The 24,223-nt window shown below is 58.7% G+C and carries 13 protein-coding genes; 8 read left to right on the forward strand and 5 right to left on the reverse strand.

All coding sequences use genetic code 11. The features are described from left to right. Positions 1 to 161 precede the first annotated feature (161 nt). Positions 162 to 2,819 carry a PAS-domain containing protein gene (locus tag QQJ86_RS00965; protein WP_284319021.1) on the forward strand — a complete coding sequence of 886 codons (2,658 nt, stop codon included), beginning with the start codon at positions 162 to 164 and terminating at the stop codon, positions 2,817 to 2,819. A 162-nt stretch (positions 2,820 to 2,981) separates the two neighbouring features. On the opposite strand, the gene QQJ86_RS00970 is transcribed toward QQJ86_RS00965, so the two are convergent. The 5 genes from QQJ86_RS00970 to QQJ86_RS00990 all read right to left on the reverse strand — a co-directional run bounded on the left by QQJ86_RS00970 (position 2,982) and on the right by QQJ86_RS00990 (position 13,722). Continuing rightward, entirely contained in the window at positions 2,982 to 3,632 is a 651-nt protein-coding gene (locus tag QQJ86_RS00970; RefSeq protein WP_284319022.1) for a response regulator, read from the reverse strand. A gap of 235 nt (positions 3,633 to 3,867) precedes the next feature. Then, on the reverse strand, positions 3,868 to 6,384 hold the full coding sequence (locus QQJ86_RS00975) for a beta-glucosidase (RefSeq protein WP_284319023.1): 2,517 nt from the start codon (positions 6,382 to 6,384) through the stop codon (positions 3,868 to 3,870). Between the two features lie 191 nt (positions 6,385 to 6,575). After that, positions 6,576 to 8,192, reverse strand: coding sequence for a DUF5597 domain-containing protein (locus tag QQJ86_RS00980; protein ID WP_284319024.1), 1,617 nt, complete (start codon positions 8,190 to 8,192; stop codon positions 6,576 to 6,578). A 216-nt stretch (positions 8,193 to 8,408) separates the two neighbouring features. Continuing rightward, a complete protein-coding gene (locus QQJ86_RS00985) occupies positions 8,409 to 10,631 on the reverse strand; it encodes a WD40/YVTN/BNR-like repeat-containing protein (RefSeq protein WP_284319025.1) in 2,223 nt (740 codons plus the stop codon). Positions 10,632 to 10,827: 196 nt separating this feature from the next. Continuing rightward, positions 10,828 to 13,722 carry a TonB-dependent receptor gene (locus tag QQJ86_RS00990; RefSeq protein WP_423372983.1) on the reverse strand — a complete coding sequence of 965 codons (2,895 nt, stop codon included), beginning with the start codon at positions 13,720 to 13,722 and terminating at the stop codon, positions 10,828 to 10,830. A 1,563-nt stretch (positions 13,723 to 15,285) separates the two neighbouring features. Between QQJ86_RS00990 and QQJ86_RS00995 the strand changes: the two genes are divergently transcribed. The 7 genes from QQJ86_RS00995 (at position 15,286) to QQJ86_RS01025 (ending at position 24,084) form a co-directional block, all read left to right on the forward strand. Then, complete coding sequence (locus QQJ86_RS00995; protein WP_284319027.1) at positions 15,286 to 16,386, forward strand: undecaprenyl/decaprenyl-phosphate alpha-N-acetylglucosaminyl 1-phosphate transferase; 1,101 nt, start codon at positions 15,286 to 15,288, stop codon at positions 16,384 to 16,386. Between the two features lie 52 nt (positions 16,387 to 16,438). Continuing rightward, positions 16,439 to 17,365, forward strand: coding sequence for a glycosyltransferase family 2 protein (locus QQJ86_RS01000; protein WP_284319028.1), 927 nt, complete (start codon positions 16,439 to 16,441; stop codon positions 17,363 to 17,365). Between the two features lie 11 nt (positions 17,366 to 17,376). Beyond that, positions 17,377 to 18,435, forward strand: coding sequence for an EpsG family protein (locus tag QQJ86_RS01005; protein ID WP_284319029.1), 1,059 nt, complete (start codon positions 17,377 to 17,379; stop codon positions 18,433 to 18,435). Then, a complete protein-coding gene (locus QQJ86_RS01010) occupies positions 18,432 to 19,925 on the forward strand; it encodes an asparagine synthase-related protein (protein WP_284319030.1) in 1,494 nt (497 codons plus the stop codon). The genes QQJ86_RS01005 and QQJ86_RS01010 overlap by 4 nt, the downstream gene beginning before the upstream one ends. A gap of 205 nt (positions 19,926 to 20,130) precedes the next feature. Next, positions 20,131 to 21,606 (forward strand): asparagine synthase-related protein, encoded by a 1,476-nt coding sequence (locus tag QQJ86_RS01015; RefSeq protein ID WP_284319031.1) that lies wholly within the window; start codon positions 20,131 to 20,133, stop codon positions 21,604 to 21,606. Then, entirely contained in the window at positions 21,603 to 22,736 is a 1,134-nt protein-coding gene (locus QQJ86_RS01020; RefSeq protein ID WP_284319032.1) for a right-handed parallel beta-helix repeat-containing protein, read from the forward strand. The genes QQJ86_RS01015 and QQJ86_RS01020 overlap by 4 nt, the downstream gene beginning before the upstream one ends. 172 nt (positions 22,737 to 22,908) lie before the next feature. Further along, a complete protein-coding gene (locus tag QQJ86_RS01025; protein WP_284319033.1) occupies positions 22,909 to 24,084 on the forward strand; it encodes a glycosyltransferase family 4 protein in 1,176 nt (391 codons plus the stop codon). Positions 24,085 to 24,223 lie beyond the last annotated feature (139 nt).

Below are 24,223 nucleotides of genomic sequence, written 5' to 3' on the forward strand. Positions count from 1 at the left end.
GGCTAGGGTGAGGGGGCAATCTTGCCGAATAGTCGACTGTTCGCTTTCCGAAGTAAGGACAACGCACCGCATCCACCATGGGTATCATGGCAAGCGCAGCCCCTCACCCCAGCCCTCTCCCCGAAGGGGAGAGGGAGCACATCACTGTAGGCAACGACTTCATGCCAGGGCATCAACAAAAAGCGCTGAAAATCGCCCTGCTGCTTGCCCTCATCGCAGCCATTGCGGGAAGCACCTTGGCCGCCGCCTGGTATGCGCGACAACGCGCTCTGGAACAGCTTTCCGCCCAAGCCTTGAATCAACTACAGGTGCGTGCGTTGGCCTTGCAGCGTCTGATTGATCGCTACCGCGTCCTGCCAACGGTATTGGCGCTCGACCCGGAATTGCGCCACGCCTTGTCATCCCCTGCCTCCGCCATCGACGTCGATGCACTCGATCGCAAACTGACGCAGGCGAATGGCGCCACGCACGTATCCACGCTCACCCTGATCAATCGCCAAGGCGTGGCCATCGCAGCCAGCAACTGGAATGAGCCTTCCAGCAATGTGGGCCTCGATTATGCGTTCCGCCCCTATTTCCAGCAGGCGATGCAGCATGATCAGGGCACGTTCTACGGCATTGGCATTTCCACCAACCTTCCTGGTTATTTCATCTCTGAAGCGCTGCATGACGATCAACGCCAGCGCATCGGCGTAATCGTGATCAAGATTCCGCTCGATACGCTTGAGCAGGAATGGGTGAACAGCGGCGATACCGTGTTACTGAGCGATGCGAACGAAGTCGTCTTTCTCAGTAGTCAACGGGCGTGGATCTATCGGCCGCTGACACCACTCGGACCGAACATCGAATCCTCATTGGCGCGAACTCGCCAATATGGCAACAGCCTGTTGCCGTCGGCGGCGTTCCGTAACGTGCAGTCGCTTGGTTCGGGTGGCCAACTGGTTCATGTCGACCGTCCAGGCATGCCGCATGACGTCGTGTGGCAGTCAATGCAGTTGCCCGCGCAACAATGGACGCTGCACCTGCTGCGCGATGCACATCCGGCAACCATCGCGGCTTATCGCAGCGCCGTGCTCGCACTGAGCATCTGGTTGCCCGTCATCTTGCTTGCCTTGTTTCTGCAGCAGCGGCTGCGAGCCGCACAACTTCACACGCGCAGTCGTCGCGATCTGGAGCGGCTGATTTCGCATTACGCCAGCGCGCTGCGTTCCGAAGAGGACAGCCTGGTACACGCCGCCTTGCAGGCCATGGCAGGACATCCGGAAGTACTCGAACGCTTGCCGCAAGGTGTCAGCGTGATCGACGCGCAGCTACGCCTGGTGGCCTGGAATGCCCGCTATGCCGAGCTGTTCGGTTATCCGGAGACGTTGCTGAAGGCAAGGCAGCCGGTAGAAGAATTGTTCCGCTACAACGCCCGCCGCGGCCTGCTCGGCCCCGGCGACATGGACGAAGCCATCCAGCGCCGTCTCAACTATTTGCGCCGGGGTAGTCCGCACATGGTCGAACGCGAGCGCCCCGACGGCAGCCTGCTCGAAATTCGCGGACGCCCGCTGCCCGGCGGCGGCTTCGTTACCAGTTATGCGGATATCGCCTTATACAAAGAAGCCGCGCGCGAGCTGCGTACGTTGACCAGCACACTCGAGCACCGCATCGAAAAAAGCACACAGGATCTACGCGCGGCCACCACGGAAGCCGAGCGGGCCAATCGCAACAAAACCCGCTACGTCGCCGCAGCGGTACACGATCTGCTGCAACCATTGAATGCCGCGCGCCTGTTTGCCGGTTCGCTGAAAAGCGCAAGCGCATCCGCAACAGATCCAGCTTTGCTGGAAAGAATCGAACGTTCGCTGCAGGCCCTGGACAGCCAGCTCACCAGCATGCTCGATCTCGCGCGCTTGGATGCGGGAGCCATCTCGCCGGATCTGCATGTATTTGCCTTGGCGCCCATGTTGCAGGAACTGGCTGGCCAGTTTGGCATCATGGCGCAGGCCAAGGGCCTGCGCTTGTCGTTCGTCAACACCTCGGCATGGGTGCGCAGCAATCCTGCGTTGCTGCAACGCGCGGTGCAGAATTTTCTTTCCAATGCGGTGCACTACACACCCAACGGACGCATCCTGCTTGGTTGCCGCCGCACCAAACACGCATTGCGCATCGAGGTGTGGGATACCGGCATTGGCATTCCGGAGGACCGGCGACACGTCATTTTTCAGGAGTTCCGGCGCCTGGATACCGCTGTCGATGCGGACGAACGCAGTGCGGGCCTGGGGCTGTCCATCGTCGAACGTATCGCAAACCTGCTCGGTCACTCCCTGCATGTGCGGTCGTGGCCGGGGCATGGCAGCGTATTCGGTATCGAGATCGAACTCGCAAAACCGGCCATCGCAGGGCACGCAGACAACGATGATAGCAGCAGCGATTCGTTGCTCAAAAATCGTAATGTTTGGCTGATCCAGGAAAACGCACATCTGCGGCACAAGGCGGTGTCGCTGCTGCAAAGCTGGGGATGCAAGGTGGCTGAATGGCCGAAGGTTGATGACGCGCTCACACATGCGGGTGCGTCGACGGCACCTGACTTGATCTTGGTGGATGGTCAGTGGGAGCCGATCCTCGCGTTTCTCAAAACCGACGTGTGGCTGCGCAGACCACCCATGGTCGCCTTCCTTGGCAAGGAGGAAAGCAGCTTGCAAAGCGTGCTGCGCGAAGCTGGTGTGCATACCACCACGCTGCCGTTGTCAGCTGCACGCTTGCGTGCAGTGATGACGCAATTGCTGCTTGCCCAAGACCAAGCCCCTCTCCCTTCGGGAGAAGGGTTGGGGTGAGGGTACGATCAACGCGCGATCGCGACGACTCGCGCAAGAGGTTGGCATCACGCTTCGCCCGAACCCTCACCCGCCTCTCGGCACCCCCGATCGAGTCAAGGGCAGGCTCCTCTCCCGTGGGGAGAGGGACTCACTCGGGAAAATCAGCCTAAAACGTGCACATCACGGCGCGTCGCCGCCTTCTTCCAGATCCAGCGATTTAACCAGCACCGCCGCCTGCGTGCGGGAGCGGCAATCGAGCTTGGACAACACCGCCGTCACGTGAATCTTCACCGTGTTCTCGGCCAACCCGAGCCGATCGGCGATCTGCTTGTTCAACAGGCCTTCCGCCATCAGCATCAATACCCGGAACTGCTGCGGCGTAAGTTGCGCGAAGCGCGCAGCGAGTGCCGCATCCTGCTCGCTGCGTTCTGCTCGAGAAGATTCGAACCACACTCCACCGTCCAGTACGCGCTGCACGGCTTTGTTCAAATCTTCGACCGGTGCTGCTTTCGGCACAAAACCGGCTGCACCGAACTGTTGTGCGCGGCGCACAGTGCGCGGGCGGTCATCGGAAGAAATCACCAGCACCGGCAGATCCAACCGCTCCGCGCGCAGCCACAGCAAGGAGGAAAAGCCGATCGCGCCGGGCATGGTCAGATCCAGCAGCACCAGATCGATGTCAGACTCTGTGGCGAGGCAGGCTTCGAGCGTGCTCTGGCTGGACACTTCCAGCACGCGGCATCCGCTAATCGCCGCATTGAGCGCGTGCACGATCGCCGAGCGGAACATCGGGTGATCGTCGGCGACGAGAATGGTTGGCGTGTCGCTCATGTGCTTAGGTCATTGGCTGTGCAAGGACACTAACGTGCGAAGCACAAGGCGGCAAGTACGCCTCTTTATCCCCTCTCCCCTCCGGGGAGAGGGTTAGGGTGAGGGGTCACGGCTTGCAGGAAAACACAATGGTGCGCGCTGATTTTGCTTAGGCTTTTTACGCGCAAACAAAGATTGGGCAAGGCTGCCCCTCACCCCAACCCTCTCCCCGAAGGGGAGAGGGAGCAGTCGCTAGCTAGCGTGTCAACGTTAGCTCCGCCTCCAGCGATATGCTATTGGATGCATCACCCACATACACCTTGAACAAACCTGGATCGACCTGCCAATCGTGGCGGCTTACGTCGTAATAAGCGAACGCGCGGCGATCAAGCTGCAAAGTCACGTGTTGCGTCTGCCCCGGCTTCAGGCGCACCTTGCGGAATGCCTTCAGCTCACGCGCTGGACGCGCCACCTTGGCGGAAGGATCACCCACATACACTTGCGCCACTTCAGCGCCTTCGCGCTTGCCGATGTTGGTGACGTCGAACGAAATCTCCACGTGATCCGGAGCCACGGTCTTCGTCGCAAGATTCGCGAAACGGAAGTTCGTGTACGACAAACCATAGCCGAACGAAAACAGCGGCTGCGCCTTGTCAGGATGACTGGTGTACCAGCGATAGCCCAGGAACACGCCTTCGCCGTAGGTCACGGAAGGATTCGTGCCCGGTGCGTGCGACGGCGCGTCGTACCAGTCGTGGGTGGGATTGTCGGACCACTGCCGTTCAAAGCTGATCGGCAATTTACCTTCCGGCGAATGCTGGCCGAACAACACCTGCGCGATGGCCGCACCGCCCTCCTGCCCTGGATACCAGTTCTGCAGCAGCGCAGGCACCTTGTCGAGCCAGCCGTCGGTGGCATAGCCGCCGCCGGATGTCACCGTCACGACCGTCTTGGCATTGGCTGCGGCAATCGCTTCGATCAATGCCTCCTGCCCCCACGGCAACTGGAATGTGCGGTCGTAGGCTTCGCTTTCGGAACTGGGATCGAAACCGACCGCGACGACCGCCGCATCGGCCATGGCGGCCATCTTCTTTGCATCCTGCGAAATCAGATCGTCGATCGCGACGACGCCGAAACCCATGCGGCTGTAAGCGACGTCGGGCTTGTAATCGAGGCGAATCGTCACCGCCTGGTTCGCATGCAACGCCAGCGTGGCATACAACGGTGCCTGGCCTTCGCGATGCGGCTGGGTGATCACTGGTTTGCCGTCGACGTAGAGCGTATAGGTGTCTTCGCTCGCTGCAGCGGTAAGGAACAGGTATTTGCCGTCATGTTTGGGCATGAAGCGTCCGCTCCAGCGAATGCTTTGCCGCTGCGTGGCGTGCTCGGTCCACAGTTCCGGCTTCCACAGATCGACCTGCGCATCCACTGTGCTGCTTGCGGGTTTGCCCTGGAAGTCGTCGTTGACAAAGGTTTCCTTGAGCAGGCCCGATTTTCCATCTGACGTACTGAAAGTGGATTTTTTGAACACATCCATCGCAGACGGCAAACCGCGGCTGTACAGCACGCGCACCTTGTCGCCCGCCACATGCGTGATGCCGGTGAGCACGCTTTGCGCCTGGAACACGTCTATATGCGAACTGCCACCCGCGCTGCTGATAGCGGGATCGGCATTCGGACCGATCACGGCGACCGTTTTTACCGAAGCGTCGAACGGCAGCACGTGGCGATCATTCTTTAGCAGCACCAGGCCTTCAAGCGCGTTCTTCAGCGCCACTTGGTCGTTCTGCACGCTGTACAGCGGCAGCGACAGATCTTTCTGCGGGCGATCCAGGAAGCCGAAGCGCACGGCCGTGCGCAAAATGCGGCGAACCTTGTCGTCGAGCATCGCCTGCGACAGCTTGCCATTGCGCAGATTCGCCAGGATCAAGTCCGGCTTCATCGCATCCGGCGCCGGCATCTCCAGATCAAGGCCGGCATTGAATGCTTTCAGGCCATCGTGCGTAGCGCCCCAGTCCGACATGAATATGCCGTCGAAGCCCCACTCCTTCTTGAGGATGTCGTAGCTGATCGCGCGACTCTCCGCGAGATAATCGCCGTTGACGAGGTTGTAGCTGCTCATCACCGCACCGACATGCCCCTGCTTCACCGCCATTTCGAACGCGGGCAGATAGATTTCGCGCAGCGTGCGCTCATCGATATGCGTATCGAGATGACGACGGTCGTATTCGGAATTGTTGGCAGCGAAGTGCTTCACCGTCGCCACTACTCCCTCACTTTGCACGCCTTCGATCAACCCGACCGCCATGCTGCCGGCCAGCAGCGGATCTTCACCGAGGTATTCCATATTGCGGCCGTTCTGCGGCGCTCGATACATGTTCACGCCCGGCCCGAGCAGAAAATGCACGCCACGCGCGCGTGCATCGCGCCCCATTGCAGCACCAACATCCTTGGCCAGATCCGGGTCCCATGATGCCGCGAGTCCGATGCCGGCCATGTATGCGGTGGAAGGTCCGGGTGCGCGTACGCCATACGGGCCATCGGACATGATCAACGCCGGCAGGCCAATCTGTGGCTCGGTGTGAACGGAGAAATTGTCCACGCCACCGAGCAGCTCTACTTTTTGTTCCAAAGTGAGCTTGGCGAGCATGGCGTCGACTTGTTGGTCGATGGCGGTGTTGCTTGGTGTGGGCGTGATGGCGTATGCCGCACCACAAATGCCAAGTGCAACGAATAGCGAAAAAGTAAGACGTTTCAGGAGCCGGTTTTGCATGAAGCGTAAAGTTCCTTGTTGAACGCGAAGCCTAACTCCGCCTTGTCGTCATTCCCGCGAAAGCGGGAATCCATCTTGCTCTTGCGCGGAAAGGCGAAAAATGGATTCCCGCTTTCGCGGGAATGACGGCCATGGGGAATGGAGATCGTTGATCGAATTTTGTAGATACTTGTTCCGCCTGAAAAAGCAAGTCACTGATACGTCGCCAACTTCACATGCAATACCTGCGGCCTATCAGTGAAGTTCAACCCATAATCCGTCTGATCCCCATTCCACAACCGCATGAAATTCCAGCGACCCTGTTGGTCGTAGCGTCCCTCTTCCACCCGTTCAAGCAGGAAGTGCTCGTGTTCCTTGCCTTTGCCAGGCATGAAGTCGACACGTGCGAAGTAGCCCGTGACGAGGTATTCGTTTTTGCCAAGCTGTGCGATCAACACGCCACCCTTGGGCGGTGTATTGCCAGGTGGCGGCGTGCCTGTACCGAACGACGGCAGACCATAAGAAATCGTGGCGCGCCAATCGCCAAGATCCAGCACCTGACTATGCGCATGCTCAGGTTCGGAAGCGCCCCATACCTTGCCGGCAAAGCCCAACGTTGCAATCAGTTCACCCATCGGACGCAACAGGCGATTGTTCATCGCGAACGGCTCGAATGCGTCCGCATCCGTGTTCTTCGAACCGAGTGGCCAGTTGGAATAGCCGGTGTAGTCGATGCCGAACGGCACAAAACCCAAACCTTGCTTGCCCAGGGTGGCGAAGATGTAGCGTGCGTAAGCCTGGTCGTTGCCGGTCTCGGTGACGATCAGCGGGTTGTCGGGCCGCGCATAGCGGTCAAGCACCGCCGTGTAGTAGTCGTAGTCGCGGTGATAGATATCTGGTCCTTGCACCTCCAAAGCTGGCGCAGCAACTTTCCAGATGAACATCACGTTGTCAGTGGGACCGCCAGTCGGATAGCTACCCGGCGGACCAGGATGCAACGGATCGCGCAGCGCTGCGTTTGCGTACATCGGCAGCGGATACACCGCCTTGCCCGCCGCAGCGACTTCGCCGATGAAATGGGAGACCTCCCACGCATGGAAATATTCGGCCGCGTCCTTGCCGAATACCTGAATCCACGTGCCGGCTTTCTTATTGACCGCCTTCACCAGTGCGGCGGGCACCTGCCCTGCGAACGCTTGATTGGCGGCCTGCGAATAATCGCGATCCGTACCGTACGTACCGGATTCGTTCTCCACCTGCACCATGATCGTGGTGTGTTGCGCGCCGTCAACTTGGCGCAGATGCGTCATGAACTGCACGAAGGCCTTGCGATCCGCCTCCAGCGTGGCGGCATTGAGCGGCGAGAGCGAATCCAGCCATTTGCCGTCACGCGTTACCACACGTGGAAAACGCTTGTTGTCCAGCTTCACCCAGGAAGGCGCGTAGTTCGGACCGGTGTTCTTCCAGGTACCAAACCACAGCAGCACCAGACGCACCTTGTGCTCGCGCGCCTGGCTAAGCAGCGTATCGAGAAAAGTAAAATCGAAATGACCTTCGGAGGGCTCGATCTGCTCCCAGGCGATCGGCACCATCACCGTGTTGGCTTCGACATGTTCGATCGCTGGCCATACCTGATCCAGCATGGCTGGCCAGTTACTGGAATTGTTGACCTGTGCGCCGAGCAACAGGAACGGCTTGCCGTCGACCAGGAAAACATGCCGCCCATCCTTGGTGACAATGCGCGGCATGTCGCTCGGTGCTTCTGCACCGGATGATGGCATCGACAAGCCGATGGCGAACAAGACGGCGAGGAACAGCCAGAGGGACATGACTCGACGGCGTAGTGTAGTTTGCGGCTGCCTCATCAAATCACTCCTACTGCGTTTGCGCACACGTTTTTATTTTGCGAGATATGTCCATCTAATTGGACGTCATTCCCGCGAAAGCGGGAATCCATCTTCACCCTCTGCATCAGAGCAACATGGGTTCCCGCTTTCGCGGGAATGACGTCCAGGAACAACCACGCATCTGGCAAATAACATCCTTCATGGCCTCTTCTTCTCCACCGGATCGCCATAGAACACACCGCGTCCGCTCGTCGCAAAATACACACGCCCGAACACGCGCGGATCGCCGGTAACGAGTCGCTGGCCACCATAACGATGCGCATCATCATCGATACGCAGCCAATGCGCGCCATCATCGGTCGATCGATAAAGTCCATAGACACCGGCATATTCACCGGCCGCAAATACGGTGGGCAACGAACTGCCTGGTGCCGATTTGCCGAAACCGAAATCGCGGGTGTTGGCGAGTTGACCCATTTGTGTCAAAGCACTGCCGTCATCGTGCACACGCAACAGGCCCAGGCCAAGGCCGCTTACGTACACCACGCCAGCGGCGTCGGGCCCAGCGCGCATCTGCATGATGCTTCCGTGCTTCAACCGTTCGCCCAGCGCACCTGTGATGGGTCGGAAGTGCTCTCCACCATCGCGGCTCACGAAGACTTGGCGCGCAAGGCTGTCGTAAGCGTAAAAGCGCTTCGGATCAATGCGATCGCTGAGTACGTGCGCGCGTGGCGACAGCCCTTGCACGGGAATCCAGTGTTTGCCGAAATCGCGCGTAAGAGATGCGTTCGGCGCGTCACGCGGAAACCAAAGCACGGCCGAACCATCCGCCGCCACTGCGATACTGCCAGCGCCCTGCCCTGCTTGCGCCGGCTCGCTGGCAAATGTGTGCCAATGCGCACCACCATCCTTCGAGTAAGCCACACGAGTGGCCTGACCAAACGGTTTGCGTAGAAAGCCGCTGCGTACGATCAGCGATGGGTCGTTCTGCGCAAAGTCGATGCTTTCGCTATTCGCATAGCGCGGCGGCGTGGCAAATTGCAGCGGCGCCACGTCCAGATCATCGTGCTTGTAGCCGTCCAGATCGCCAAGGGCACTTAGCAAATGCGCGCCTTGTGGTGGACTGATCAGATCCAACGCCACGGTTTCTTCCAGGCCGCGATCCTGAAATTGCCAATGCACGGCGCCACCATGATCGGCATGACGCATGTCGGTGGACATCCAAACGCCATAGCCGGTGACGAACCACACACGATCTGCGTCATGTGGATCGATGGCGATCGAGGCGAGCCAGTGCGGCGTGTGCTCGCGCGCCCAGACCGGATCGCTGTAGTCGAACTGCGAGCGTGCAAAAATTTCCTGCCAGTGGCGACCCCCATCGGTGCTGCGAAACAGCTCGTCCTTAGGTATGTAATGCGCAAAGGTGGCGGTCATCACCACATTCGGGTCGCGAGGATCGACCACCACTGCGCCCCAACCATAACCACTCGGCGTTCCGGTAATGTGCGGTAATGGCGTGATATCCGTCCAGCGTTGTGTCGCAGGCTCGTATTTCCACACGGCTCCGTCGTTCATGCGGTCGGGACCGGGCTCATCGCCATAACTCAGGTAATACGCGCCGTCACCCGCACGCACCATGTGATTGGGTCGCAAGCCGGTGGGCTGCCCTGATACGGGATTCCAGGTGCGTCCGCCGTCAATGGAACAAAACAGGCTGGCTTCCTTGGTGGATACACCGGCATAGAGCGTGCTGGAAGGTTTGCCAGGCGAACCGCTGGTCGGATCAAACACGACGAACACGATGCCAATTGCCTGCTGCCGCCAACCCTTTGCACTGGCCGACGGAGACGTGGCAACTGCGGGAAAGCTGTCGACGCGTGTCCAATGCGCGCCGTAATCACCGCTACGCCACAGACCTGCGTCACGCGAACCAAGAAATAGAATGCGGCCATCGTTAGGATCGACCGCGAGTCGCTCGCCGTCGCCGCGTCCCAATTCATTGCCCCCCATCTTGAACGGCAAGTCTGCACGCTGGAAATGCGCACCGCGATCGGTCGAACGCAGCACGGCCGCGTTACCTACGCGAGGATCGTTGTAAGTGCCGGAGAGTAGATAGAGACGATGGGAATCCCGTGGATCAACAGCAAGACTGTCGATGCCGAGCAGATTGTTGTCTGCTGCGCTCACCCAATCGGTGAGCGCAGTCCAGCGCATGGATGATTGATCCCAGCGATATGCACCGCCGACATCGGTACGTGCGTAGAGCAATTCCGGCGCGGATGGGTGATAGACAAGTCCGCTGACGAAACCGCCGCCGCCGATGCGGACGCTGGTGAAATGGTAGGGAGCGGTTGGTTCGCTGGCGTGAAGGTGGAGCGCGAAGAGCAGCGAGCCGACAGCGATGCAAATTGACTTGATCATCCCAGCAAAGCCTGTGCTTGCCACATTGCTATTCCGGTCACACCCGAATAGCAACGTGAGGGTTCGTCGTGAAGTTGGCCAATGATCCCAACTTCAGATCGGGTGAGTGGCAGGCTCCTCTCCCCGCTGGGAAAGGGAGAAGGAGCCAAAGCGAGTCCCTCCCTCTTCCCGAGAGAGGGAACTACGCCCCGCCACATCAGAAGGTCGCCCGGAGCACCAACTCGTAACGGCGATCGGCGGTGAACCAGCTGCGCTGATATTCACGGTAGTCAACGATCCCGTTGCCGTAGCTGGTCGGGCCCATCCACACGCGCGTCGTAGCGTTGGTGAGGTTGTTCGCTTGCAGCCCCACCTGCACGTTCGAGTTGATCTTGTAGAACACCGAAGCGTCGAGCTGGCCGTACTGGCCAGACCAAGTCGGCAGATGCGTGCTGGCATCGCTGGTGGTGAGCAGATAACGCGAGCGCCAGTTCCATGCCAAGCGCGCCGACCACGGACCGCGCTCGTACATGCCGGTGAAGTTGTAGCTGCGCTTGGATAGGCCCACCAGCGGCAAGGCCACACCGGTCACCACCGCATTGGTGTACGGGGTGGTGGCGCTGTTCACGCCGCCAGTGCTGCTAACGAAAGTGGCATTGGCCTGCACGCCAAAACCCTTCATCCAGCCGGGGAGGAAATCGAAAAACTGGTTGTAGCCCACTTCAGCGCCGCGGATCAGGCCGCGCCCGATGTTGTAGGGACGCGTGATATCGAACACCTGGCCGTTATAGGTTTCAGGCTTCGTTTCCTGGGCGATGTAGTTGTTGATGTCCTTGTAGAACGCCGTGCCGTACAGCAGACCGGTGGGCGCGAAGTACCACTCCAGTGCGGTATCGAACTGGGTGGCGCGCATCGGCTTGAGGTCAGGATTGCCAGCCAGACCGTTCCACTGCACCACTTGGGTGTTGTTCGAATTGAGCGTGTAGCCCAACTGCACGAAGGACTGCATCTGGCTGAAGTCCGGACGCGTCACCGCCTTCGATGCAGCGATACGCCATTGCAGATCATCGGTCAGCTTGAAGCGCAAGTTCAGGCTAGGCAGCGCGTCCTGATAGTGGTTGCGAGCGCTCAGCGGAGTGTAGCCACCGTTCCAAATCGCCTTCTCAGCAGCCGACACGCCCGTGCTGCTGAGGTTGATATCCTGCACGACACCGGTGGTATCCACGTCGGTGCGGACCAAGCGCACGCCGATGTTGCCGTCGAACGGAATACCTAGCGCCGTCTCGTTGCCGAAGTACAACACGCCATACGCGGCCTTAGTCTTCTCGCCCTGATTATTGAGGTCAGCCGGTGTGATCTGCACCGGGCTCCAACCCCAGGACACACCGAGCGGGTGCAGGTAGCTGTAGGCCGAAGAATAGTTCTCCACCAGCGAAGCGCTGGGAAAGTACAGCGGGGTCGGAATCTTTACGCTGCCGCGGAAGAAATTCGAGAACGAATACAGCGTCGCGTTAGTCGGATAGTAGCTGACGCTAGCCACGGTGCTTGGCGTATTCACCGAAGCCCAGCTGTCGGTGATCACGCCCCAGTTGTAACCGGTGCTGACGTTGTCTTCAGTGCGGTCGGTGGCGCGTACGCCAACCTTGAAATACTTCAGCCAGTTGCTGTCATCGAAGTCGTATTCCAGATCCAGACGAGCGGCGCGTTCCATGCCGACTTCGTTCTCGCGGTGATCCATGGCCGCGGACCAGAAATAGTTGGCCGGGTTGGAGGTGTAACTGGAAGGATTGACCGTCACAGAAGGCATGCCGCCACTTCCGTTGACGTTCAAATCCAAGCCTGGCAGATAGGTCGCCTGGAAAACGGTGAAGTCCAATTCATTGCTGGTGGATTTCACGAACTGCACGTCACCACTCAACATCATGTGGTCGTTGAGGTTGTACTTGAAGGCGGTGGACCAGTCGTTGGTGGTGGTGGTCTGTGTCTGGTAGCGCGTATCCGTGTCGAAACGCACGCCACCGTTGCTCAGGTTGTTGCTCCAAGCACTGGAAGTCAGCGCGCCGCTCTGGAACACGCCCTGGTCGTTGTAATTAAAGGTGGTGCCGCTGGCGGGATCGATAGAGCCGGTGGTGTCACTGAAGATCGCACCGTGCTCGAGCCAGCTCATGTCGTAGCGGGAATGGATGAACTGGGTAGAGAACTCCAGATCATTGGTCGGGCGCCACTGCAAGGCGGCGGCGATACCGATGCGGCGGCGCTGAAAGTCCAACGTGCGCCAGTCTGCACCGCCCGGTACGTACACCGTGTTGAAGCCGCTGCCGGCCGTCGCCGCCGAATCGGTGCGCATCGAATAGGGTTCAACCTGGATGCCGTCGGTACGCGTGGCCAGCTCGGAGTAGGAGACATCGAGCAGCGCGCCGAATTCACCAAGACTCTCCGTCTTCCAGCGATTGCTGTAGAGGAACGAGGCCGAGGGCTTGCTCTTCTTCGACAGATCGCCTTCGTTGACACCGGTTGAAAAACCAACCACTTGGCCCGGCGAATCGAACGGCATGCGCGTGCGCAGGTTCACCGTGCCGCCGATGCCGCCTTCGATCAGCTCCGCATTCGGGTTCTTGTATACGTCCACGCCGGCCATCAGTTCGGCCGGCACGTCCTCGAAACTTAGCGCACGACCACTGTTGGAGGAGAAACTGTCGCGACCGTTGAGCAAGGACTTCACCTGGGAAAGGCCACGAATGGACACACCGCTGCCTTCGGCAGACGGATGATCCGGATCGTTGGGCGAGATGAAGTGATCAATGGTCACGCCGCTGATACGCTGCAGCGTTTCGGTCACGCTGCGATCGGGCAAGGCGTTGATGTCCACCGCGGTGACCGAATCCACGATTTGGTCGGCGTTCTGCTTCAGATCCTGCGCAGACTGCACGCTGGCGCGGATGCCGGTGACAGTAACGGTTGCCAGTTCTTTCGCATCCTTTTTCTTCTTCGCCGTAGCGTCCGGCTGACCGCTCGCCGTGTTCGGCTGCGCAACCGTGCTGCCCGTGCCGGAAGCGGTTGCCGCATCCTGAGCATGCACGTCGACAGCACCGTACGTGAAGGCCAATCCCATCGCCACTGCTACGGCCAGCTTGGCGCTGACGACAGACTTGGAACGCACTGAACGTACAACGCCGTGCATTTCGGATGCTTGCACTTTCCCGATCATGAGCAATGTTCTCCCCGCAGTTACCCGTGCCGGCAGGACCACGCCTGTCAGCTGTTCTTGTCATTTCGGGCCACCGGCCCGACTGGTGCATCTCCGGCAGACTCCCCTATTTCGTTATCTGCCACTTCACAGATGCTTGATGTGGATGCTGCGGCTTAGTCTTTTGTCGGGCAATTACGAAATTGATGGTAGGAGATAATGTTTCTTCATTTGCGGTTGCCACATTGCATCGATCTAAATGCTTATTGAGGCTGATTTTTTGGGGCACGCCAGAGGAAACCACCGCGCAAGGTGAGTGACATTCGTAGGCTGGGTTAGCGCAGCGTAACCCAGCACATTCGCGCAGTATTGTTGGGTGACGCTGCGGTAACCCGACCTGCGAACTGATTAGCGTCTCGCCTCAGCTTGGCCTGTCGTGGTGTTGGGGGATTGCCTGCGGCGCTTTCGGACCCTAAAGGGCCCGAGTCACTTTTCTTTGCTGGCCCAAAGAAAAGTAACCCAAAGAAATGGCCTAAAAGGCTCACAGCATGGGTAAGGGAAAAGCCTGAACGCCTATGGCTAGATCGAAGGTTGCTCGCCCATGGTTCTACACCGCCGCTATACCGCGAGGCGGCGAGGCACTGAGGGCTTAAAGCGCGCCTGCCCAGAAACTGAGCTTTGCCGAGGTCTGCCCGATCTGCTTTAAGTCCTCAGGGCCTCGACGCCTCGCGGCATAGCGGCGCAGTGGAAGCTTGGCCCGTCAACGATCAAGGCATGGCGTCATCGTTCAAGCTTGTAACTGGCACACGCCATGAGCTCTTCAGGCCATTTCTTTGGGTTACTTTTCTTTGGGCCAGCAAAGAAAAGTGACTCGGGCCCTTTAGGGTCCGAAAGCGCCGCAGGCAATGCCACAACAAACGAAATGCAACATCACCGTCAAGATGATCATCACCAATCAGCAAGATGATCGAGTTCACACGCGCAGGAAAAACGCGCTCGCAAGCAAGTCATGCGCACCGCAGACACATCCCCGCAATCAAGCGCGCAACGTCATCACGACAACAAAACACTCGCAACAACGTCGCCATACACGCCACGCACACATCACTGCACACACATCAACATTCATGAACACAACATGCATTGCACGTTAAAGATCCACATCACACACACACTTCGTCCGTCACGATCAAAGAGCAAAAACACAAAGCACAACGCGCCAAACCATTCACATCACAATCACCTTCAAATGAATTTTCGCTATCACAATCTTGAATGAAATTTTGCGATACGAAGCACGTTTCTTAACGCCGCATACACCACGCAAACCATAGGATCGCTCACCAAGCACTAGCAACAAGTTGCGCAGTAATCGCGAGGGAAGCAGGGGCCGTCGCGCTACATGTGAAAGTCGTGTAGTCGGGAGAGTCCATGCAGTACCGGATGCTAATTTCGTGTGTCATCGCCGTATTGTCTTCTGCAGCCGCCATGATTCTGCTGTACCACCACGCAGAATCGATCGGACTCGTTGATCGACCTGACGAACGTAAGCGGCACGTTGGCAACATTCCTCTTATCGGTGGCCTTTCTGCATTCTTCGGGGTCATCGTCAGCGTGTGTTTCGAAGGGCAGACCCTTCTATTCACCAATGCACTGCTTGGCACAGGTGCCGTACTTGCACTGACAGGTGCGATGGATGATCGTTTCGACCTCAGCGTACGCACTCGCCTGCTCATACAGACAGGTGCAGTGCTCACCATGGTCTACTGCACAGGCGTATACGTGCATACGCTTGGGCGTCTGTTCGGCCAGGACCTTGAACTAGGTATTGCCGGCATTCCGTTGACGCTGGTTGCCGTGGTCGGTCTGCTCAATGCCTTCAACATGATGGATGGCATCGACGGCCTGGCTGGCATGCTCACTTTGGTGAGCATTGGCGCCATCAACGTATTCCAGGGTTTTTCGCAATGGCATAGCTGCATTCTTCTACTGCTGCTTGCCGCCGCTTTGATCCCTGATCTCGCTGCCAACCTGGAATTCGTCGGCCGCAAAGTCTTTCTTGGCGACGCCGGCAGCGTGATGATCGGCTACTTCCTCGCGTGGACGCTGATTCAACTCAGCCAACCGCCCCACCCACATCTATCTACGGTAGACGTGTTGTGGTGTGTCGCGCTGCCCGTGCTGGATACGCTGGCGGTGATGGTACGCCGCATGAGCGAAGGCAAATCGCCGTTCAAGCCTGATCGTGGACATATCCATCACATCCTGCTGAGCGCCGGTTTCAATGCGCATACCACGCTGGTGTTGTTGGTGGGCCTGGCCATGGCATTGGTCTTCATGGGCACGCTGACACGCAACCTGGCGCCAGGCAGCAACTTGCTCACGTTCGGCGCACTCACCCTCATCTACGTTGCGTTGACCGGACGCGTCTATCGCGCACAGCAGGCACGCAAGCTGGCCGACGCCATCGAACAACCACTGGCACAAACACTGCCGCTGGTCGCGCAGCTTCATCTGTCCGCGTTGACCAGTTATCAGGACGACGACGACGAAGCCGAGCAGGAGACCGCGGAATCATCCGAGCAATGACGACTCCCCAAGACCATCACGATGATCGAGCTAAAAACAGGACGTGATCGCCATGAGTCGAACTGACACTGTGATGAGCAAGACTGGGCAACCGAAAGCTATCGAGGAACAGATCGATAGCGAACTTCACAACGCACCGATCCATGGCGGCGACATCGCCGCTGTGAGTGTGGTCGTGCCATGTTTTCGCTGTGCCCACACCATCGGCCAGGCCGTGGCATCGGTGGCAGCGCAGATAGTTCGTCCAGCTGAAGTGCTGCTGGTGGACGACGGCAGCGGTGACGGTACGCTCGAACGCTTGTGGAGTGTGGCGCGCGTTTATCCTACCGGCTGGGTCAAAGTCATCGCCATGCCGCGTAACGCGGGCCCCTCGGCGGCACGTAATCGCGGCTGGGAGCAAGCCAGTCAACCTTGGATCGCCTTTCTCGACGCTGACGATAGCTGGCATCCACAAAAACTGAAGCTGCAGATGGAGGCGCTGGCGAACGATCCGCACATCGACCTGATTGCGCACGACATGAACGTGCAGTCCCGTTCGGCTCCGGCGCCTGCCCTGCGTGATCCGCTCAAGGTTCGTGTCTTTCCGCGCCGTTTGCTGATGCTTCGCAGCCCCTTCCCTACAGCTTCGATCATGCTGCGGCGCGATCTTCCTTTCCGCTTCGACGAAGCGCGTCGGCGTGCGGAAGATTTCATGCTGTGGGCGCAGATTCTGCTGTCCGGCTACCGCTGCGCCAAGCTCAACCAGGTGCTCGCTTCATGGCACAAACCGCCGTTCGGAGCAGGCGGACTCAGCGGCGATCTGGTCGCGATGTATGAAGCCGCAGGCGACGTGCGCAAAACCCTGCACCAACGTGGCCTGCTCAGTGGGTGGCAGCGGCGGCTTGGCGATGCCTTCAGCCTGATGCGCTACGCACGGCGGCGCGTGATTACCTTCAAACGACGCCACGACGACTGGCTGCCAGCCCGACGCAACGCTTGAGTGAATTCTCCATGACGACACCCGCAACACCCTATCTCCACTATTCCTCGACGTCGAATATCACGACGAATGCGCGGGTCATGCTGAGCATGATGTTCATCGGCGCTGCCTGTCTGTTCGTCGACCTTGTGGTGGGCTTGCGTGGCATCGATGTGGGTTCCGATACATACGTGTATGCGGAGGTCTTCCAGCAACTGCGCGGCAACCTGGTGGAAACGCGTTTCGAGCCAGGCTTCCTGCTGATCACACGTCTGATGAGCCTCGCCGGTTTCAACGTGCATACCTATCAATGCGTGCTGTTCGGACTGCTCTTGCTGATGGCAATCGTCGCCGCACGCCACTATTTCGATTATCTTGGCGGTGAGCGCGGGCGCATGACCTTCGTAATCGCGAGTCTGGCGTTCCTGTTCATTTCGCCGATGTTCGTGAACGCTTCGATCAATGCTGTGCGCCAAGGCCTGGCCTCATTACCGGTGTTCATCGCCCTTCTGGCTTTTCATCAACGCCAGTGGCGGTCGTTCTTCATATGGGGCGTGATCGCTACCAGCTTTCACTACTCCTCCCTGGTCTATCTGGCGTTTGCACCGCTGCTTCTAGTCAATCTCAAGCTACTTCGCATAGCCGCCCTGCTGGCATTCATTGCGTACTGCACCGGCGTGACCATGATTGTGGTGCGTGCAGCCGTACCCGCACTGTACAACGCCGTAATGGATTACAGCCTTGCGTCCAAATACAAGGCGGGCGTTCGCATCGATTTTGCGGTGTTTTCGACCTTTTGGTATGCACTGCCGTTCATGCTGTCGGGCTTGATACGCGAGCCTTTCAGCACGCGCCTGAAGGACAGCACGGCGGTGTATCTGGTGATGTTGCTGCCGTTCTTTGCACTGGGATGGGGCAACTTCTCCAACCGCTATCTTCTGTCTGCGTATATGGCGATCTCACTCATGGTCGCCGCAATTTTTTTCCATAGCCGTCTGTCGGTACTGCGCAATCCCATCTTACTGCGTGGTGGCTTGATGATTTCCTGCGCGGTGTTCTATTACTACGTCATCAATCAGGTGCTGGTATGAGCGCGTCGGCCAGCGATCTATCCAGTGCATCGCTTGAGGCCATCAAGCGAATCCAGATCACTACTTCGCCCAATGCTGGCGAAGTGGATCTCTCCCCGCTGTACGATCATGGCCGGGATTTTGCCTCGTTTGATCTGGTATCGATCGCCGACATCCTGCGCAATGCTTCCGTCTATCCACCGCACACCATCTATCGCGATGTAAAAGTCGCCGCGACGGGGTTCGATCCAACACAGGATTTGCATGACCATCCGTGCTTCCATTTCCCGTTCCAGTCGGAACTGGCTACGTCACGTCCTCCTGCGGATGCCATCGACGAGCATGCGCTGCTGCGAACCTACCATCACCTGTTGTGCGAAGCGGTTGCGCGCTCGACCAGCAGTATGCGATCGCCCTGGCTCATGCAAAGCGGCGGCAAAGATTCCACCTCGATGGCGATCGCGCTGGCCGATGTGCGGCCTGATACGACCTGCCTGACCTATTTGGGCGGCAATGAAGAGAACGAAGTGGCGTCCGCACGCTTCGTCGCGCAGCAACTTGGCCTTCGCCATGAAGTGCTGGTCTGCGATCCGGGCCGTGCCTACGACCGCTATCTGGCCGTGTTGCCGCATATACCGCTGCTCACTGCGGATTTTGCTGCGCTGTCCTACGTGGACCTCGCCACCGAAGTGAGCTTGAGCCATGGTGACGGCCTTATCGATGCATTGGGTTCGGATCAGTATTTTGGCGTACCGCTGCATGGGCACGACCGTGTCCTGGCATGGCTGGCGCGCGATCTGCATGTTCCGCAGCGCGTGTTCCAGTCGCACCTGGTAAGCCGTAGCTTCAAGCTCTGCTTCTTGCTGGCCACGTTGCAAATGAACAAGTTCGAACGCTATTTCCCCGGTTCGCGCTTCAGCGACGTTGAGGTGGATACGCTATTTGGCTGGGATATTTCGACCTGCTCGCGTCGCCGCATGGAAACTTTCCGTGCCGACATCGACGCAGCCGCCTCGCAGGAGGCCGTACGCAGGTTGTCGCTGGTCATCGGTGAATCATCTCATCTGATCAAGGGCATGAATGCAGCGCATGCGCTATCGCTGCACTTGGCGTATCCGTACGCCGATCCGAAGTTCCGCGACTGGATTTTTCATCACGTTCCCACTGAGCGCCTGATCAGCCCGGACGGCGTGAACAAGGTGCTGATGCGCCAATACATTGCCCAGCGCTTCGAACAACTGCCCTATGTGAAAACCAAAGGTTGTTTCCGCTTCAACCTGCGAGGCCTTGCCAGGCAACGCTTCGATCAGGTCTACGCCTTCGCCGAGCAAATGCAGATATTGCTGCCCGGCGTGCCGCATTGGCTGGAAACGTATCGTGATCGGCTTGAGAACAAGTATTTCGCGTCCAAATTCTATTTACTCGCCATGATTTTGCCGTGGTTATTGAGCCGCATGCACACGGCCACGGCTTCCGAACACACCGCCGTCGAAGAGAGGGTGGTGTTGTGACAAGGAAGATCCTACTCAGGCAAGTACAAGCGTCACCACGCGAATGCAGCAACATCCGCTTCACCAAGACGCTGCCTATCAGCAAGCTCCGTTTCGCGCCTTTGCGCTCCATGGTTGAAGCAGAAAAAGCTTCACGGCCACGTGGAATCTGCCCATCAGGCATCTGCTATCGGGCCATGCACCTGGTGACTTTATGACATCCGCCATGCTCCCCCAAAAAAAACACGATACGCTCGCACCAGCACAGATCCAGCTCAACGCTTCACCCTATCAGGAGGAAGTGGACTTCTCCCCACTCGACCGGCTCGAGCGCGGTGAAGCATCGCTTGATCCTGTATCGATTGCCGACCTGCTGCGCAATACATTCGTCTACCCGCCGCACACCATCTACCGGAACGCAAAGGTTGCCTCATCGGGTTTCGACCCCTTGCAGGACATGCATGACAACCCTCGCTTCCATTACCCCTTTCAATCAGCTCTCGCGCCGCCGCGGCCAGCGCCCGACGCCGTCGACGACGACACGCTAGTGAAGACTTACCATCGCTTGCTATGCGAGGCTGCCGCGCGCGCTACCGCAAGAATGCGCGCGCCGTGGTTTTTTCAGAGTGGCGGCAAGGACTCCACCTCGATGGCGATCGCGCTCGCCGATGTACGCCCGGACACCACCTGCCTGACTTATCTGGGCGGCCGCGAGGAAAACGAAGTAGCGTCAGCACGTTTCGTCGCACGCAAGCTTGGCTTACGTCACGAGGCGCTGGTGTGTGATCCGGGGCGCGCCTATGACCGATATCTCGCGATGCTGCCGCGCATGCCCTTGCTTACCGCCGACTTTGCCGTGCTCTCTTATGCCGATCTGGCAACGGAGGTGCGCCAACGGCATGGCGACGGCATCATCGATGCGATCGGTGCGGATGAATATTTCGGAACGCCGGTGCACAGCAAGGAGCGCATTCTTGCGCTGCTGGCGCGCAGCCTCCGCCTTCCGCAAGCACTGTTCAGGCCTAGATGGGTAAACCGCAGCTTCGAGCTTTGCTTCATCCTTGCGACGTTGCAGATGGACGAGTTCGAGCGTTATTTCCCCGGCTCACGCTTCAATAATGCCGAAGTGGATGATTTGTTCGGCTGGAACATTTCCGCGAACTCGCGGCAGCGTCTGGAAACGTTCCGCGCCGACATCGACGCTGCGGCATCCATGGAAGCCCAGCGCCGTCTCTCGCTCATCATTGTGGGTTCGGCACACGTAGCCAAGGGCATATACACCGCGAGAGCAATGTCGATGTGGCTCGCTCAGCCCTACCTCGATCCGGATTTACGCGACTGGGTTTTCAACGAAGTTCCCGACGAGCTCTTGATCAGTCCCAGTGGTGTAAACAAAGTGCTGATGCGCAAGCACATCGCTCAGCACTTCCAGGAGCTGCCCTACGTAAAAGCCAAGGGCTGTTTCCGTTTCGATTTGCGCGGTCTGGCCAAGCAGCGCTTCGATCAGGTGTACGCCTTTGCCGAGCAGACGCGCAGCGTGTTGCCCGGCGCGTCGAAGTGGCTGGAAACGCATCGCGATCGGCTGGACAACAAATTTTTCGCCTCAAAGTTCTACCTACTCGCCGTCACCTTGCCATGGGTACTGAGCCGCATGCATAGCGTGCCCCATTCGACTATTCGCGCCGAGGAACGAGTTTCATGAGCAAAAGAAGTTTCACGCCTGCCTCCACCACACGTAGAGATTTTCTTCGTCAATCATTGCTGCTCCTGCCACCCCTCGTGTTGCCGGCATCGCTGCTTCCCCGCGCTGCCTGGGGATGGCAAAGCACAGGCACGGTGATCAACGTTCGCGACAAGGGCGCCAAGGGCGACGGTGTGCACGACGATACGTCGGCCTTCCAGGCAGCTGTCGACGCGTTGCCTGGGGGCGGCACCGTTACGGTTCCATCGGGTAACTACATCATCGACGCCATGCGCGCCGTCAACCTGCGTTCCAACATGCTGCTGCAGCTGGCGCCGGATGCGACGCTCACTGCCATTCCCAACAACTCGCCACGCTCGCACGTAATCAAGGTCTGGAGCGCGAACAACGTGCGCATCACCGGCGGACGTATTGTCGGCGAGCGCGGCAACCATACCGGCGCCGGCGGCGAATGGGGCTATGGGATCAACATCCAGGCGTCGAACCATGTGCACGTTTCCGATATACACATCTCCGAATGCTGGGGCGACGGGATCTGGATCGGCGGGATCGGTCACTTCAACGCGGTGCCATCCAGAGACGTCGTCATCGATAACGTGACGTCTACCCACAATCGCCGACAAGGACTTTCCATCGGTCCGGTGGACGGCGTGGTGATCATGAACTCCACGTTCAGCGGCAGCGACGGTACCAAGCCTATGTCGGGCATCGATATCGAACCGCAAGCGCAAGGCCTTGCACGCAACATCACCATCGATCACTGCATGATCAGCGGGAATCAAGGCACTGGCATGGAAATTCATTACAACGTCAGCGGGGTTACGATCAAGAACTGCACGTTCCAGAACAACCAAGGGTATGGCCTGCTGACCGTGGACAGTCCGTCCGGAATCACCATCACGGATAACGTGTTCACCGGAAACGGGCTGGTCGGCTTGGTGATCGCCGGCCAGACAACCCATGTCAAAGCGACCGGCAATACGATGACTGGAAACAGCGCGCGTTATGCGCGGCGCGTTGTCTCTGCGCTGACCTCACCCAGCGCGATAGCGGACGCGCAGAAGCGCGAGTTGCGCGTGGACCCCGGTACCAGCGACGTGACGATAACAGGCTCCAAGTTTTCACAGTGACTTGCGCGGCAGGCTCGCAATGACATCCCTCCCATCAGGGTGGGGATGCTCCCGCCGTCGCACGCGGAGGAAGGAGGCCGATCATGGCGGGCGGCAAAGTTACAGCATCGGCCTCTGGCCCTCTTTGATGAAAGAAGAGGGAATCATTTCTTCACGTTGTGGATGAGATCGGATGAAATTCGCCTTCTTCGCCAACACCGATTGGTATCTTTATAATTTCCGCTTGTCGACTGCGCTGCGCCTGCGCAACGACGGGCATGAGGTGGTGATGATCTCGCCACCAGGAAGCTTCGGCGAACGTTTTGCCGCGCATGGATGCCGTTGGGTTCCGCTGCAGTCAATGGACCGCGCCAGCCTTAATCCCTTGCGTGAAGCAGTGACGCTGTCTCAGCTGGTGCGCGTGCTACGACGGGAACAGCCCGATCTGCTGCACAACTTTACGCTGAAGTGCGCAATCTATGGCGCGATCGCAGCACGCATCGCGCGCGTACCTACTGTCGTCAACGCAGTGGCCGGCTTGGGTTACGTATTTACCAGCCATACGCTCAAGGCGCGCATGCTTCGCCCGCTGGTTAAGGCACTGCTGCACACCGCACTCGACAACGAGCGCTCCCTGCTAGTGCTGCAAAACCCGGACGATGCCATGGCCTTCACGTCCGCCGAACTGATCGCACCGGAAAAAATTCGCGTCATCCGGAGTTCCGGTGTGAACACATCGCGCTTTCAGCCCTCGAAACGCTTCCCCAATCGGCAGGAGCGCCTGCGCGTGCTGCTCGCCGCGCGATTGCTGCGCGAAAAAGGCATTCAGGAATTCGTCGATGCCGCAGCGCTGCTACACGAATGGGGGCGCGATGTGGAGTTCGTTCTCGCCGGCACGCCGGACCCTGGCAATCCGCACTCGGTCACACAGGATCAGGTGCAGCAATGGGCGGACACTGGCCTTGTGCGCTGGCTTGGACATGTCGATGATATGCCCGGCCTGCTCAAGACCGTTCACGTCATGGCCTTGCCCAGTTATTACCGCGAAGGCGTGCCAAAATCGTTGATCGAAGGCGCCGCATCTGGACTGGCACTTATCACCACCGACATGCCCGGCTGTCGCGAAGTGGTGACAAACGATGGTTTTGATGGACTACGCGTGGAGCAGCGCAATGCTCGTGCGTTGGCGGATTGCATTGTCAGATTGGATGATGATCGTGAACTGCTCTTGCAGCTTGGTCACCATGCACGCCAGAAAGCATTGCGCGACTTCGATGAGCGGCTGGTCATCCAAAGGACGCTCGACGTCTATACCGAGCTCATGCACTCAATGACTAGCACGACAGACGCCATTCGATCATTGCCATGATCGACTTCCTCCGGGCGCCCTTTACCACCTGATTAGCGTCTCGCCTCAGCTGGGCGTCTCGTTTGTTGTGGTATTGCCTGCGGCGCTTCCGGTCGCGAAGCGACCGGGTCACTTTTCTTTGCTGGCCCCAGTACTGTCC

Source organism: Dyella acidisoli, from assembly GCF_030160295.1.
Classification (GTDB): domain Bacteria; phylum Pseudomonadota; class Gammaproteobacteria; order Xanthomonadales; family Rhodanobacteraceae; genus Dyella_B; species Dyella_B acidisoli.